The 15,200-nt window shown below is 37.0% G+C and carries 11 protein-coding genes; 8 read left to right on the top strand and 3 right to left on the bottom strand.

Annotated features, from left to right (window positions below; genetic code table 11):
• Positions 1-219: 219 nt before the first annotated feature.
• Positions 220-1,527, bottom strand: a complete 1,308-nt coding sequence (locus NEOC84_RS08765) for a DUF2851 family protein (protein WP_166158229.1) — start codon at positions 1,525-1,527, stop codon at positions 220-222.
• A gap of 460 nt (positions 1,528-1,987) precedes the next feature.
• On the opposite strand from NEOC84_RS08765, the gene prfB reads away from it, so the two are divergent.
• The 6 genes from prfB (at position 1,988) to proS (ending at position 8,663) form a co-directional block, all read left to right on the top strand.
• A protein-coding gene (gene prfB, locus NEOC84_RS08760) for a peptide chain release factor 2 (protein ID WP_207391847.1) occupies positions 1,988-3,083 on the top strand; the annotation gives its coding sequence in 2 pieces (ribosomal slippage) (positions 1,988-2,056 and positions 2,058-3,083; 1,095 coding nt in all).
• Entirely contained in the window at positions 3,080-3,592 is a 513-nt protein-coding gene (locus NEOC84_RS08755; RefSeq protein ID WP_166158226.1) for a GNAT family protein, read from the top strand. The genes prfB and NEOC84_RS08755 overlap by 4 nt, the downstream gene beginning before the upstream one ends.
• A gap of 44 nt (positions 3,593-3,636) precedes the next feature.
• The gene (locus NEOC84_RS08750) at positions 3,637-4,314 is read left to right on the top strand and encodes a hypothetical protein (protein ID WP_166158223.1); all 678 of its coding nucleotides are present in this window, start codon (positions 3,637-3,639) and stop codon (positions 4,312-4,314) included.
• A 45-nt stretch (positions 4,315-4,359) separates the two neighbouring features.
• Positions 4,360-5,085 (top strand): YebC/PmpR family DNA-binding transcriptional regulator, encoded by a 726-nt coding sequence (locus NEOC84_RS08745; protein ID WP_166158220.1) that lies wholly within the window; start codon positions 4,360-4,362, stop codon positions 5,083-5,085.
• Between the two features lie 722 nt (positions 5,086-5,807).
• On the top strand, positions 5,808-6,815 hold the full coding sequence (locus tag NEOC84_RS08740) for a hypothetical protein (protein WP_166158217.1): 1,008 nt from the start codon (positions 5,808-5,810) through the stop codon (positions 6,813-6,815).
• Positions 6,816-7,139: 324 nt separating this feature from the next.
• The gene (proS, locus tag NEOC84_RS08735) at positions 7,140-8,663 is read left to right on the top strand and encodes a proline--tRNA ligase (protein ID WP_166158214.1); all 1,524 of its coding nucleotides are present in this window, start codon (positions 7,140-7,142) and stop codon (positions 8,661-8,663) included.
• A gap of 214 nt (positions 8,664-8,877) precedes the next feature.
• On the opposite strand, the gene NEOC84_RS08730 is transcribed toward proS, so the two are convergent.
• Positions 8,878-9,195 (bottom strand): hypothetical protein, encoded by a 318-nt coding sequence (locus NEOC84_RS08730; RefSeq protein WP_166158211.1) that lies wholly within the window; start codon positions 9,193-9,195, stop codon positions 8,878-8,880.
• A gap of 98 nt (positions 9,196-9,293) precedes the next feature.
• Here NEOC84_RS08730 and NEOC84_RS08725 point away from each other — a divergent pair, with 98 nt between their 5' ends.
• Positions 9,294-9,755 carry a hypothetical protein gene (locus NEOC84_RS08725; RefSeq protein WP_166158208.1) on the top strand — a complete coding sequence of 154 codons (462 nt, stop codon included), beginning with the start codon at positions 9,294-9,296 and terminating at the stop codon, positions 9,753-9,755.
• Here NEOC84_RS08725 and NEOC84_RS08720 read toward each other — a convergent pair.
• A complete protein-coding gene (locus NEOC84_RS08720; RefSeq protein WP_166158205.1) occupies positions 9,729-10,652 on the bottom strand; it encodes a TerC family protein in 924 nt (307 codons plus the stop codon). The genes NEOC84_RS08725 and NEOC84_RS08720 overlap by 27 nt on opposite strands.
• A gap of 463 nt (positions 10,653-11,115) precedes the next feature.
• Between NEOC84_RS08720 and smc the strand changes: the two genes are divergently transcribed.
• Positions 11,116-14,667, top strand: a complete 3,552-nt coding sequence (gene smc / locus NEOC84_RS08715; RefSeq protein ID WP_166158202.1) for a chromosome segregation protein SMC — start codon at positions 11,116-11,118, stop codon at positions 14,665-14,667.
• Positions 14,668-15,200 lie beyond the last annotated feature (533 nt).

Raw genomic sequence — 15,200 nt, 5'->3', positions numbered from 1 at the left:
CGCAATGTACCGCTTTAAAAGAAGCTTTGGAGGAGATTTTCGCTCTAGGAAGCTAGACTATCAGCGGGCAGAATTATATGCTAAGTCTTTGGCGATGAACAAGATGACAGCACTTGGAATGCCCCAAGGACAATGGGTACTAACTTGATAAGCTTTTAAACAGACCAACTATTAGGTCATTTACGCAACAAGGCCGTTAAAAGAACGAGCGAGAAAGATTTACGCGCCCTTATCTTTCATAGGGTTAAGAAAAGAATAAAAGTTATGAAGAGCTTTAATTTCAGATAGGTTATTTTTTTGAATTATTTCGTTAGATAATAAGGGTAAGACAGTATTAAGAATCACGCTATCTTTCCACCTTTTTCTTAATAAAGGTAGCGGTAAGGCTTGCTTTTGACTCTCAAAAGTATAATGATGCCTCCAATATTCGTCCGAGTAAGAGGGCAATCGATCTTTAATCCTATTGAGTAAAAGATCCCAATCTTTTTTTAAATAGGCTTCAGGCCAGCCTTGGTGCCAGCATGCATATATTTCGGTAAACAAGTAGGGCATTAAAGGATCTTGAATTAATTTGACTAGATAAGCTATCCGCCTGATGGGATGATTCCAAGGTTTTATTTGGCAGAGTAAAAGACGAATCGAGTGAGGGATAAGGGGGGAAAATTGCGCATAAAGCTGGAGAAGCTCTCGATAAAAGAGAGAATCTTTCCATTTTAACTTATATTTCTCAGCAAAAAACCCGCTCATTCCTAAAGCTATACTTAGAAGCTCATTCTCAGTTTTATCCTTGTATTTTAAAAGTCTTACAAATAATTCAAAGAAAGCTTCCGCATTTTGTTTTTCTCCTAAGGCCATGGCAATCCCTGTGGGTAGAAGAAGGCGGGCATCTTCCATATGTCCTTTAAGATATTGAGCTTTTTGGGCAAGCCTCCAACTTACAGATGAGGGCAAAAGATTAAATATTTTTTCCTCTGCAAAAGAGCTAGAAGGCGAAAAGCAAGAGGGATTATTTCCCAAAAATTTTCTATGAGGGTATTGTTCAATATCGATAAGTTGAAGGATTCTGGTTTGCGAAATTGTCAGATAAGGAGCTAGGTAGGTTTGATAAACCTTCTCTCCTTTTGCATTCTTTATTTGTGGAGGCACAGCAGAAAGGGAAGGCCATAAACAGACATGCAAAATAACATCTTTGTAACGCTTATCCGAAGCATGTCGTAGGCTTGCCCAAGACTCCTCCTCTAAGTGAATCTCAATGTCCCCTTTTAGCTCCTGATCGCCAATTTTAAGATGAGCTTTTAGGAAAACAGGGCCTGCTTCATTGTTCCATATCCCTGGGGAAATGACTGTAATGGGTAGCTGATCGCTGGTTTTTAAGTTTTTAAAGTACTTTTGCTCCCACCACATGGCATGGAGATGATTTTCAGTCCAATAAAGATAAGGATACTTGGTTTCAGCAACATTATAGCTGTTTATAGCTAGTAAGTTGGAATACCAATCATTTTCTTCTTCGTAAAGGAAAACATGCATGACTGCTACTCACCTTTCAATATCTATTGATTTAAAATATTGCTTTTTTTTCTACAAGGAAAAAAGCTTATAAAGAGCTTAAGATATAACATTATTTAAATGAAAGGAGAGGTTATTCTTTGAATTTTTTTAATAATTAAAGCAAAAATAAATTTTCTCGATAGAGAAGGATCAGCCACTATCCACTCATAGACGATAAAGTTAAATTTTCTCTTAATGTTTTAAGGGGTGAATTAAAAAAATTAATAACATATAGACAGGGTGGTAAGCCTTTTTCTTTTATTTAATTTTTTCTGCCTTATCTATTATCTTAAGAAGTTGAAATAGATTAAGCTAAATCAAACGAAAAATGAGTTAGGAAGAGCGTAGGTATCCTATTAAAAAGCAATTATATCTATTTTGACTTTTTATGGCTCTATGCGATATATTATTTGACAGCTCTTAACTTATAAGGAAACCTATGAATTCTGAAACTCAGCAACGTTTAAAAACTATTGAAGATAAACTTTTGCATATGTTGAGGTATCTTTGACTTAGCTTCCAAAGAAGCACGCATTAAAGAATTGGAAGCTTTTATGGAAAAGCCCTCTTTTTGGGAGAGTCATGATAAAGCTCAACTAGTAATCGAGGAAGCAAACACTTTAAAGGCTTGGATTGTTCCTTATCAAAATTGCAAGCGGCTTTTCTGCGATCTAAAAGAACTTTTGCCAGAAGCTTATGCAAGTGGTGAGGAAGAATTAGTTAATGAATTAGTCAAAGAACTGGATGGAGTAGAGAAAAAATTAAATGATTTAGAAATTCGCAAAATGCTTGCGGGTGAGCTAGATAATAAAAATTGTTACTTAAGTATTAACTCGGGGGCAGGAGGAACAGAAGCTTGTGATTGGGCTTTAATGTTATCCCGCATGTATCAACGTTGGGCAGTTAAACGTGGATGGAAAGTAGAGCTAATTGATAAGGTAGAAGGCGATGTGGCTGGTATAAAAAGCATTACCTTTAAATTTGATGGAGAATTTGCTTATGGGTATGCTAAAGCTGAGAAGGGTGTCCATCGTTTAGTGCGTATCTCTCCTTTTGACGCAAATGCCAAAAGGCATACAAGTTTTGCTTCCGTAGACGTAACCCCAGAAATTACTGATGATATTGTGATCGATATTAAGCCAGAGGAGATCCGAGTGGATACTTATCGTGCCTCTGGAGCTGGCGGACAACATGTTAACAAAACAGATTCAGCTGTACGAATGACACATTTACCGACCGGGATTGTGGTCTCTAGCCAAACTCAACGAAGTCAAGTGCAAAACAGAGAATCCTGTTACAAGATGCTGCGCTCAAAATTATACGAGAAAGAAGTAACAGAAAGAGAGAACGCCCTCAAAGCACTTTCAGGCGAAAAAAAAGAAATTGCTTGGGGTAGTCAAATCCGTAATTATGTTTTCCAACCCTATACTTTAGTTAAAGATACTCGAACTAAACATGAATCAGGGGATATCCAAGCGGTGATGAATGGTGAACTTGATGATTTTGTAAATGCTTATTTGAAGGAGTTGGAATGACAGAGAAAAAAAACTCTCCAGAAGGAGTAGAGTTGCGGTATTCAGATTTAAGTGATGGAAAGTATTTGAAGCAATGGCTTTTAGATCCCAGCGTGGCCCGTTGGTTTCCTATGTTTGATGAAGTTGAAATAGATGATGCAGTGGCACGGTGGATAGGGTTTAGCCGGTATAAATGCAGCTTAACAGCTACCAAAGAGGGCGTGCCTTGTGGAATTACCACCTTATATTTACAGCCCTATCGAAAGCTTGCTCATCAGTGTGAATTTGGCATTATTGTGGCACCTGAAATGCGAGGACAGGGGGTAGGAACTTTGCTAATCAGTAATCTTAGCCATATGGCTAAAGAAACCTTTAAGATTGAAGTATTACATCTCCAAGTCTATGCAGAAAATCCTGCCATTCATCTTTATACTCGGATGGGTTTTCGCGAATTTGGAAGGCAAACTCATTGGATTAAAGAAAAAGACGGCTTCTATGTCGGACGAGTTTTCATGGAACGTTTTTTATAAGGGTTCAAGAACACTTACCTTTTATTAAAAAAAATTATTATGTTATGACACTAGCTATTTTTCAACAAGAAGTCGAAAATTTATCAGGTATTAAATTAAAGCTGAAAATTAATGACAACCGTTCCACTATGTTAAGTGTACGCTGGGAATCTGATTGCACGAGAGTTTCTTTACATCGCATGTTTTTAGAAGCTCCTCAAGAGGTTATGAAATCTTTGGCTTGTTATATTCGCCAAGAGCATAGGATGATTTCTCCTGAGATCAAAATCTTTATGGAAAATAACCTTAAAAAGCTTGATTATTCGCATACCTTAGATAGATCCAAACTTTCCTGCCAAGGAAAGGTTTATAATCTCCAACATCTTTACGATGAACTTAATGATCAATATTTTGAGGGGAAAGTAAGATTATTTATTACCTGGTTTGGTAAACATACTCAACTTAATAAAAGGTGCGTGACTTTTGGCCTTTATCATCATCCTCTTAAGCTAATAAAAATCAATCGGTTGTTGGATAATACGAATATTCCGAAGTATGTAATTAGCTACATTATTTTTCACGAAATTTTGCATCACATTTGTCCTTCCTACATGGATGAAAAAGGTCTACACCGCATTCATAGCAAAGAATTCAAAGCAAAAGAAGAAAGTTACGAGCATTTTGGCATAGCCCACCAATGGATTAAAAAACAACGTATGCATCTTTTTGCGCATCTTGACTAAGATTGCAGATTTAGAAAAAGCTCTATAAATTAAAGGAATTCTATCATGGCTGGCCATAGTAAATGGGCAAATATTAAACATAGAAAAGGAAAAGCAGACGCTAAAAAAGGCAAAATATTTTCTCGTATTGCTAAAGAGATTATTAGTGCTGTAAAGGTGGGAGGAGGCCCGGAGGCAAAAAGCAATCCTCGCTTAAGGTTAGCTTTAGAAAAAGCACGCGCGGCAAATGTTCCTAATGAAATTGTAGAACGGAATATTAAAAAAGCTTCTAATGCCGATCAAGCAGATTATACAGAGATGATGTATGAACTGTATGGCCATGGAGGAGTAGGAATTATTGTTGAAGTGATGACTGATAATAAGAATCGTGTAGCCTCTGAAATGCGCATTGCTACTAATAAAAGAGGGGGAACGATCGCTACGCCTGGTGCCGTATCTTTCAATTTTGATCGCAAAGGCATTCTTCAGATTAGTAAAGGGCAGGCCTCAGAAGAAGAGCTGTTTTTAAAAGCCACAGAAGCAGGAGCAGAAGATTTTGATAGGGAAGATGAAATGTATCTCATCACCACCGATCCTACTGCCTTATATAGTGTTAAAGAAGCTTTAAATCAAGCGAATATTGCATGCGAGGAAGTTAGCTTAGAAATGATCCCTAAGTCTTTCATAGAATGTAATGAAGAGTGTGCCAAAGCTAACTTGGCATTAATAGAATGGTTAGAAGCGCTTGATGACGTAGATGCTGTTTATCACAACATGAACTTCTCAGAATAATTAATGTATAGAAAGAATTTCCAGCTTAACTTTTTATCTTTCCCCGCAAAACTTAAAAAGTCTTAAAGCTTTTTTTCTTTGTTTCGATCTTAAAAATTGCCTCGCATGTGGAGGAGTTTATGAAAGCCCTAAATTCCCCTCATCCCCCCAATTTTTTCTTAAGCTTAGTCCACCACAGTAGATAAATTTTATTTTCCTATTTAAGGCGATTTTCAAGAAATGCTTAAGCTTTTGGATGTTTTTTTTCTCTAACGCTTAAACTTCTTTAGCTAGATTCAAACGCAAAGGCAGAGTGCTTGGCATCGATTATTAATTTTCTTAATAATACGCTTTTGAGCTACTCCTTATGTACTCCTATACTTCATAAAATCCCTTTCGTTAAGCAGAGAGACATCTTTTAGAGGGTTGGGTATGTAGGCTAAGTTTTTTAAAAGCGTATAACAGGTCCATAAAGGCTAAACAGTAAATTTGAAAGCGAGCCTCTTTAGCTCTTTTCTTTTATTTCACCCTATTTAATCTAGCTTTTAAGAGAACTGTTTATAAATCTTTAAATAAAACTTTCTGAGAATATTTAATAGTTTGTTAACCGCTAGCCATTTAGCCTATCTATTTAGTAAATACCAAAGAATTAATCATTAAAGCGTAATTTGCTTTTTTCTTGTGTAAAATATATTTTTGAATATATAGATGAATTTATTGGGCTTGTAATATAGGAGGCATCTATGACGAGTGTATTAAACTCTAAAATAGTAAATATGTTAGAAAACCCGCGGTTTGCAGAAAACCAAAAAGGCAATTTAAATGGGCGCAAAATGCTCCCTTTGCCTTACTATCTACTTAAGAGTGGAGCTGTTATCGGGGGAGTGGCTACAGTAGCTTGTGGCGTAGCTGCCATTGGTTTTTCAACCTTGCCTATGCTGGTAGCTGCATTGGCTTGTGGATTAGTATGTTTGAGCAGCGCGGTAGGCTCTTTTTATATTGAGCGTCTTAGCCACCCTAACAACTCTCATTCTCTTAATTCTCAGCTTCCGGAAAGGATTCATAACCCTAATAAAATTGATGAATACCTTAAAAATGCTAATGAAAATCTTCTTAAGGCGGAGAGCAGTGTAGAAAAGCATACGAGTGAAATAAATGTTCTACATGCGCAACTGCGGCTAAAAGAAGCAGAAATAGAAGATAGAAACAAAATGATTAAGAGTTATCTAAAGATTTTAGAAGAGGGCCGAAAAAATGTTGAAAAAGATTTACAAACTATTGTTCTCTTTTTAAAAGATAGAGGTGAAAATGAGGCGCAAGTACAACAAGTGCTTTCTCTCCTTAACCATATGCGTTCCCTCGCTAGGCGGCAAGAAAAAGAAGAGGAATCAGCAGATTGTGATCGCCTCTTAAAAGACTATCTTAATTTGAATGAGCGCTTGCTCTCTACTCTATCTATTCTTCCTCACTGTTTTGATAAGTATAGAGTCCAGATGAAAACGGAAAGCAATTTAGAAGGTGGGTCTGTTAAAGGCGTAATTAATGTAAAGGATAGCCGAGAACTAGAGATTCAAAATTTGAAAAGCGAGGTTAAAAGGCTGAAAGAAGAGCTAGAAAAACAGTACGCCCATTACCAACTTATTGATCAGATAATCGATCAGAAACAAGAGTTGGAAAAGACCAACCTATCTAAAAGCCAGGAATCGTCAAATCTGTCGCGCAGTTTTATAGTCGTCGAGCCTCATTTGTAGATCATCAAGTGGCCATGAAATTCAGAAGAGTTTTGGAGAATAATGCCAAAGCTCTTTTAATTTTTGCTCTCTAAAATTTAAAAAATCTAGTAAGGTTTATCTCTTACCTTCTATAGAAGGCTTGGAAATGCAATGCTTGAAACAGAGAGGTCTACCTGGCTAAACCTAGGTTTGTCTGATTGAGTAGAGGAAAGGTTATTAGGAGACTTCTAGCAGTGTGGAGGCTAAGTAAATTCCATTCTTTATGCTAAGTAGACTTTTCCTTGTAGGATAACATAAAACCGGCTAGATTAATTGCTTTCATTAATAAAATGGAAGTATCAAATGTCTCAAGCTAAAGTCCAAAGCGCTATTACTCCTACGCGCGAACAAGATTATGCCGAATGGTTTCAGCAGGTAGTTAAAGCAGCTGATATGGCTGAGAACTCTCCTGTCAGGGGGTGCATGGTGATCAAGCCTTGGGGCTATGCAATTTGGGAGAATATCCAACGCCAACTTGACGAACGCATTAAAAAAAGCGGGCATGAAAATGCTTATTTTCCTCTCTTTATCCCCTTAAGCTATTTGGAAAAAGAAGCTGAGCATGTAGAAGGATTTGCTAAAGAATGTGCCGTTATTACCCATCATCGTTTAGAAGAAAAAAATGGCCGTTTAGTTCCTACGGGAGAATTAGAAGAACCGCTTATTGTTCGTCCTACTTCCGAGACAATTATCGGAGAGTCTTTTTCACGTTGGGTAGAATCTTATAGGGATCTACCTTTGCTAATTAACCAATGGGCGAACGTGGTACGTTGGGAAATGCGCCCTCGCATATTTTTGCGCACTACCGAATTTTTATGGCAAGAAGGACATACTGTACATTCTACTGCCCAAGAGGCCTTAGATGAAACCCTGCGAATGCTAGAAATGTATAGAGAATTTGTAGAAGATGTTCTAGCTCTTCCGGTTATCATAGGGGAAAAATCTCCCGGTGAGCGGTTTCCTGGAGCGGTAAGCACCTACACGCTTGAAATGATGATGCAGGATCGTAAAGCATTACAAGGGGGAACTTCGCATTATTTAGGACAAAATTTTGCTAAAGCTTCTAATATACGCTTTAGCAACAAAGCAGGGCAGGTAGAGTATGGGTTTACAACTTCATGGGGAATTACTACTCGTCTGATTGGTGGTATGATTATGTGCCATGGCGATGATGATGGCTTAAGAATGCCTCCGCGGGTAGCAGCAAAGCAAATTGTAATCATTCCTGTCGTCCCGAAGCCCGAGATGGAAGATGAAGTTTGGGCCTATGCGGAAAAGATCGCGCACAGCTTGCAAGAAGTTCAATATGCGGGCAGACCTCTCAGCGTGTGGATTGATAAACGCGACAAACGGGGCGGAGAAAAAAGTTGGGAGTGGATTAAAAAAGGAGTGCCTTTGCGCATTGAGGTAGGACCACGCGATATAGAAAAACAATCGGCAATTGTTTATAGAAGAGATAAACCTCATAAAGAAAAACTTTCCATGCAAATAGATCAGATTCCTACTGAAAGTTTAAGGTTATTAGACGAGATTCAATCGACCCTTTATCAGCAAGCTAAAGAATTCCGCGATGGAAATATTCGCCGCGATCTCCATACTTTTCAGGAGATGAAAAGCTTTTTTACTCCCTCCAACATGGATAAACCCGAAATTCATGGTGGATTTGTTCTTGCTAAATGGTGTGGAGAAGAGGGAACAGAAAAAATGCTTGATGAATTGAAAGTTTCTATCCGCTGCCTGCCCATGCATCAAAGCGGGACGCAAGGTAAATGCATTTTGACGGGTAAACCTGCTACCTTAGATGCTATATTTGCCAAATCTTATTAATCCTAGCTTTATTACCTAGGATTCTAAGGTTTAATTTCTTACTTTTAAAGTTTTTCTTAAAGGGCTTTAAGCTATTAAATTTTTTATAAAAAGAAATTTACCGAATGTAATAAAAGCTTCTATAGCCCTTTGAGTAGGCTGAAAAATGGGGAGATGGGGGGAATAGAAGGAGTCCTAAAGCTTTTAACTTACAGCAATAGAAAATGAGAGCTTGCTATCGGACATATAGCCAATGGCGAGCTACATTTAAAGAGGAAAAGATTTGCTTAGATTGTAGCGGATTGCGGATATTGTTAAGCTCTGTTTCTAATTTGTCGTCCATCTGTTTTTTTTGTTGTTGAAGCTCCTGCCAATTGCTATCCGTGAAATTTTCTTTTTGAGAAATAAAGGTGGTCAATTGCTCTGGAGAAATTTCTAGTTCTTCTAAAAAGGCATGCGTATCTTCATCTAGCTTTTCTAAACGAATAGCCAGCTCTCGCATTTTCCTTTCATTTATATTTAGTTTTTCTTCTAAAATGTCGGGAGAAAACATAAATAACCTCTTTAAATGAGCGATAACTAACAGCCTATCATCAAATTAAATAAAATTCAATTATTAATTAGTATTTACTGCTTTTTTAAGGATGGACCGTGCTAAATCTAATTTACTTTTTTCCTGTTTGTGGAGCTGTAATAGGGATAGTGAGCGTGCTTATGACTTGCTTTTTGCTAAGAAGAAGGCTAAAGAGGAGCCAGCATGACTGGGTTACTCAATTAGATAAAACTTTCAATCAAATGGATTTATTGCCTAATGCGCAGGAGCTTTTGGAAGACAATTTACAGGAGATTATAGAAGATTTAAAAAATCAGATTCCTATGGGTGCTATGCTTTTTACTAAGGCAGTATCAGGAAAAATTCAAGCTTTAGTCAAAGAGAATATTTTAAAAAGAATGCCTGCTTTAAAAGAAAAAGCCTTAGTATGTCTGTCTTCTAAAATAAAAATGGAAAAATTGCTTTTACCTTTAATCCGCTCAGAGCTCTATACTCTATTATTTTATGGAGCGCTAATGGGATTTTTAGTAGGGCTACTCACCCTTATGTTGATTTTTTAAAAAAGACAATCCAATAGAAGCACTAAGAATAATGAAAATTACACTTAAGGTCACCCCAATAGGAAAATGTAAAAAACCTGAAAGCAGCATTTTTAATCCAATAAATATCAAAATAATAGCTAAGCCATAATGAAGATAATGAAAAAGGCGTAGCATGTTAGCTAGCGCAAAATAAAGGGAGCGCAGTCCTAAAACAGCAAAAATGTTAGAAGAGTAAATAATCATTGCATCCTGAGTAATACCCATAATGGCCGGGATGGAATCTATAGCGAAGACAACATCCGTTGTCTCGATAGCTAAAAGTACAAGAAAAAGAGGGGTAGCGAAAAGTTTTTTTTCTTTTCTTACAAAGAAATTATCGCCTTCATAGCCTTCTGTCAAAGGAAAATAGCGCTTAAAAATTTTAATAATTAGATTGTTTTCAGGGGAGTTGCCAGCAGTTGAAGTTTTCCCTAGCTTAACACCTGTAAAAATAAGGAATGCGCCAAATAAATAGATTACCCATGAAAAAGTCTGGATTAGAGCTATCCCGCAAAGGATAAAGAAGGCCCTCATAACGATAGCTCCCCAAATGCCCCATAAAAGAGCTTTATGAGTGTAGCGCTCGGGAACTTTAAAGTAAGAAAAGATGATAAGAAAAACAAATAGATTGTCTATACTCAAAGAATATTCAATAAGATAGCCTGTTAAAAAGCTTAAGGCATCTTCAAGCCCTCTTGTCCAGTAGATCCCTAAATTGAATGCTAAGGCAAGGCCAATCCAAAAACTTGTAGCGACGAGGGCTGTCTTTATGGAGGGGTTTTTTTCTTTAGCGTGAAAGAATTTAAAATCCAGCCAAATAAATATTATAATGGCAAGATTGAAAAGAAGCCAAAAACTGATCGTGTTTTCAAACATAGCGTTTATACTCTGAGCTTTCATAATCATCTATATTCTCGAATGAGCGGAACTTTTACTCAACCGACTCTCATTTTCCTGCGCTGTTATTTTTTCCCAGTTATTTGATTTTTAGCTTTAAGAATAAAAACAGCGGAAATTTGCTTTATCTTTTGATTTTTTAAGAAAATTTAGCTTTAGCAGAAAACCCCATCTTTTTTCAAGCTATCCCAAGAATTTTCTTTTTAAACTCTTTTAAAGAAGAAATAAAGTTTTTTATGCTCTTTGCTTGTTTTTTTATAGAGACCCTCTTCTGTTCGATAGAGCTTAACCCATTTTCTCTAGGAGAAAGCTTTCCTTTGTTCTATTTAAAAGAACAAACCGCTTTCTAAGATAGCTTGCTGCTAGGCCTATTCTATATTGAAACAGAATCTCTCATTCTATATCCTAGAAGGCAATTATTAGTTAAAGTAAAGGTTGGAGTATGCAATTAAAAAAGATAAAACTTTTCGGATTTAAGTCATTTGCAGAAAGCACTACTCTTGAATTTAACGAAGGGATTACAGCTATTGTAGGCCCCAATGGTTGTGGAAAATCTAACATTGCCGACGCTTTTCGATGGGTATTGGGTGAGCAATCTGCTAAGTCTATGCGTGGCCATAAGATGAATGATGTTATTTTTGCTGGTACCTCTACACGTAAAGCTCTTAATTTTGCCGAAGTGGCTATAGTATTGGATAACACTGATAAAACTTTACCCATTGAATATACCGAAGTAGCTGTTATGCGACGCCTTCATCGCAGCGGGGAATCTGAGTACTTTATCAATGGCCATCAAGTACGCCTTAAAGACATACATAGCCTTTTGCTTGATTCAGGTATGGGTAAAGATGCTTATTCTATCTTTGAGCAAGGGAAAATTGATCAGGTTATTAACTATACTCCTTTAGAAAGGCGCTACATTTTTGAAGAAGCTTCAGGAATTCTTCGTTTTTTGCAACGTAAACGCGAAGCTTTGCGCAAGTTGGAGCAATCGGATCAGAACCTGATGCGAGTTAAGGATATTCATTTAGAAGTTGAAAAGCAAATCATTGTTTTAGAGCAGCAAGCTGAAAAAGCGCGCCTTTTTAAAGAGCATAAGCAACAATTAGAAATCTTGGAAAAAGGCATTTTTGTTATTAAATATGAAAACTTACAACATAGATGCCAAGAGATATTTAAAAAAGAAGAAAAGCAGAGGTTATTGCATGCAGAAATGCTAATGACGATAGAAGAGATGAAAAAAGAATTACAAGCAGCCAAAGCTATTCAAGAAGAGAGCGAATTGGATCTACGTAAGCAGCAAGAAAAGCTTTATCAAACTCAGAGTGAAAAAGAGATCAAGAGACGTGAAAAGCTTTCCTATCAAGAGCGTTTAAAAGAAACGGTTGCAAAAGAGAAGCGCTGGCAGCACGAACTGGAAAATATGTTAGAAAAACGGCAGATGCGGCTAGCTGAAAAAGTTAACATACAGAAGCAGCAGCAAGAGAGGGAAGAGTGCTTGCAACAGATGTTAACAGCTTCGCAAGAGCAACGCGATAAAGTTAAAAGTATGGAAAATGAGTTATCTGCCGTGCGCGAGCAATATCAGCAGGCTCAGCATAAGCTGATAAAATTTGTACAAGCCGAAAGTGAGATAGAAAGTAATCTTAAGCAAAACAATGTACGATTAGAGAATCATCAAGAACGCCGAGAATATTTACTAAACCGTCAAGAACGCTTAAACGAGCTAATTAAAGAGTTGCAATTTCAAGTTATCGAGAAGAAGAAAATTGTGGAAGAAGTGGTTGAAATTGTAGATAGCCAAAGAGAAATTTTGAATGAGCAAGAGCAGCAGATCCAGTTATTGAGTGCTGAAATCAATGGCCTCCAATCTAATTATATAAACTTTCAAAGTGAGCTAGCTGAAGATAAAGCACGCCAGAATGTTCTTTTAAGATTGCGCGAGGATAAAGAAGGCTTTACGGCTAGCAGTAAACGCCTTTTGCAAGAATCATCCAATGTTAAAAGCCCTTTATACAATAAGATTTATGGCTTATATGAATATCTAACTCCCCAAGAGGGAGCTGAAAAGGCTTTAGCCCAGATCATGAAGCCTTATGCGCAGACTTTAGTGGTCCATACACCTCAGCATCTTAAAGAGGTAATGGAATATGCAGCCGCAAATAAGCTAAAAGACTTTTCTTTAATCTGCCTTGATCGCCTGACCGCATCGCCCCTCGAGCTATCCCCTCCCTCTTCTAAAGCTAAAGAGTTAGCCCATCTTGTTGCGTCTCCGGTAGGCTTAAAGCAACTTTTGAAGGACTGTTTTATAGTTGAAACATTCGAGCAGGCTGAAGAGCTTTCTGAAAATTTCCCTGGAGCTAGCATTTGGATAATAGACGGTTCTTATATCGATAGGCATCGTGTCTTTTTCTCGCTTTCTCAAGGGGAAAATAATGTTTTTCTACGTGAAGCTGAACTTAAAGTTTTACATAAAAGCGTAGAGGAAAAAGAGCTGCAAATAGATAATCTTCAGGCGAGATTGAAAAAATTAAAAGAAAGGCAAACCCAACTTCAATTAGAAAGAAATGAGCTGGATAAAGGTATTCGCCGAGAGGAAATGAAGCTGGTAGAAGTAAACTTTGCTTTACAACGAACGCAAGCAGATCTAGAAAAAGCGTTAAATGAAGTTAAGCAGCTTGAGGCTGAAAATAAAGCTCTTGAGCTAGTTAGCGAGCAAATCTTAAGCCTTCTTAGCGAACTTCAGTTAAAATATCATGATGCCAAAGCAACCTTAGAAATTGAGCAAAAATTAGCGACCTCCCTTCAGGATGAAGTGGAGAAAAGATTACATCTTCTAAAAAGCGCCCGTCATGAGATGCAAGAAAAAGAAGCTATTCTCCAGGAGATAGCCGAAGAAAATCGCAAGCTTGTACATGCCTTAAATGTATTAGAGGTCAAGGATGTGGAGAGCCAGCAACATGAAGAGCATTTGTTAGAAGAGATTGAAAATGGACAGCAAGTAAAAATTCAGCTCAAGCAAAGTGTACAAGAATTTGATTCCATGTTAGAGAAAACGGAAGGAAATTTGAAAGAATTAGTAAACTTGCTTGCAGAAAAAGAGCAAATAGCTGCAGAAAAAAAATTAACTCTTGCTGGAATGGATGAGCAATTATCTCGGCATTACCATGAGCTAAAACAGCTAGAAAATGAGCTCCATCAAACGGCCATCCAGTTAGCTCATATAGAATCTTCCCGCCAATCACTAGAGAATGAGCTGCAGCAGCGTTATCAAATAACCATTCATGAAGTTAAAGCTTTAAATCTTCCTTTAGAAAAAAGTATGGAGCAAGGAGAGAAGAAAATTCGTGCTTTACGCCAAACGATTGAGTCTGCAGGTGATATCAATATGACATCTATTCATGAATTTGATCAACATAAAGCTCGTTATGAATTTTTGAATCAACAGATTGATGATTTGAACGGATCTAAACAAGAGCTTATACAAATCATTGCTCACTTGGAAGGAGAAAGTAGAAAGATTTTTAAGGAAACTTTTGAGTTGATTTGCCATAACTTTAAGAAAAACTTTAAAATTTTATTTAATGGAGGAGAAGCTGATCTTCAATTTACAGAAACAGACGATATTCTCGAAGCGGGTATAGAAATTATTGCGCAGCCCCCCGGCAAGCAGATGCGTTCGATTAACTTGTTGTCTGGAGGTGAGAAATGCCTCACAGCCCTAGCTTTATTATTTGCTATCTTTGAAGTTAAGCCTGCGCCTTTTTGCATTTTAGATGAAATTGATGCTCCCTTAGATGATACAAATGTGGAAAGATTCGTCAATGTCGTAAAACACTTCTTAGAAAAATGCCAATTTATCATCATTACCCATAATAAAATTACAATGTCGATTGCCGATGTGCTCTTTGGTGTCTCGATGCAAGAACGCGGAATATCTAAACTTCTCTCCCTCGAATTTTCCAACCACTCTGTCTCTGCCTCAACTTTATAGAAAAGATGGTAAGAAAAAGAATAATAATTCAAATTTCTTAAAAGAGAGAGGTTTTTTAAATAAAAATGTTAATTTTATTAAAAAATTTAATAAAAGAAAATTTGTTTTTCTCTTTTTATAATAATACGCTTTTGAACTACTCCTTATCTATCCCCCTACTATATAAAATCCCTTTCGCTAAGCAGAAAGACATCTCGCGGATGGTTGAATATGTAGATTAAGTTTTTTAAAGCGTATAAGTATTTATCCCTTTAGTAATTCCCTTGGCTTGTCTCAAGCGAACAAAAAGCTTACACGAAGCTATCTCTTAGTAAGAAAGAAAAAATTCCCCTCTAGTTGCTCTTAAGTAGATATCTATAAATAGTAAGCGGTCACGGGATATAAAAGGGAGAGGCAAAATCTTTTTATTTTATAAAGGCTTTGTATGCTAATAGCCAATAAACTTTTAGCTTAGGGATGTCTTTGCTTTCGATCTGGTTCAAATGGCTAAACTCCCGGCATTGTTTACAATAAATTTTTTCCTCTCCTGGTTA

This window comes from Neochlamydia sp. AcF84 (assembly GCF_011087585.1).
Classification (GTDB): domain Bacteria; phylum Chlamydiota; class Chlamydiia; order Chlamydiales; family Parachlamydiaceae; genus Neochlamydia.
The sequence above is the reverse complement of the archived record's forward strand: the minus strand, read 5'-3'. Positions and strand labels throughout refer to the sequence as shown.

What these genes read in the sequence shown, in the direction of transcription:
- NEOC84_RS08765 (WP_166158229.1), bottom strand. Translation starts at nt 1,527, where the DNA reads ATGCATGTTTTCCTTTACGAAGAAGAAAATGATTGGTATTCCAACTTA.
- NEOC84_RS08755 (WP_166158226.1), top strand. Translation starts at nt 3,080, where the DNA reads ATGACAGAGAAAAAAAACTCTCCAGAAGGAGTAGAGTTGCGGTATTCA.
- NEOC84_RS08750 (WP_166158223.1), top strand. Translation starts at nt 3,637, where the DNA reads ATGACACTAGCTATTTTTCAACAAGAAGTCGAAAATTTATCAGGTATT.
- NEOC84_RS08745 (WP_166158220.1), top strand. Translation starts at nt 4,360, where the DNA reads ATGGCTGGCCATAGTAAATGGGCAAATATTAAACATAGAAAAGGAAAA.
- NEOC84_RS08740 (WP_166158217.1), top strand. Translation starts at nt 5,808, where the DNA reads ATGACGAGTGTATTAAACTCTAAAATAGTAAATATGTTAGAAAACCCG.
- proS (WP_166158214.1), top strand. Translation starts at nt 7,140, where the DNA reads ATGTCTCAAGCTAAAGTCCAAAGCGCTATTACTCCTACGCGCGAACAA.
- NEOC84_RS08730 (WP_166158211.1), bottom strand. Translation starts at nt 9,195, where the DNA reads ATGTTTTCTCCCGACATTTTAGAAGAAAAACTAAATATAAATGAAAGG.
- NEOC84_RS08720 (WP_166158205.1), bottom strand. Translation starts at nt 10,652, where the DNA reads ATGTTTGAAAACACGATCAGTTTTTGGCTTCTTTTCAATCTTGCCATT.
- smc (WP_166158202.1), top strand. Translation starts at nt 11,116, where the DNA reads ATGCAATTAAAAAAGATAAAACTTTTCGGATTTAAGTCATTTGCAGAA.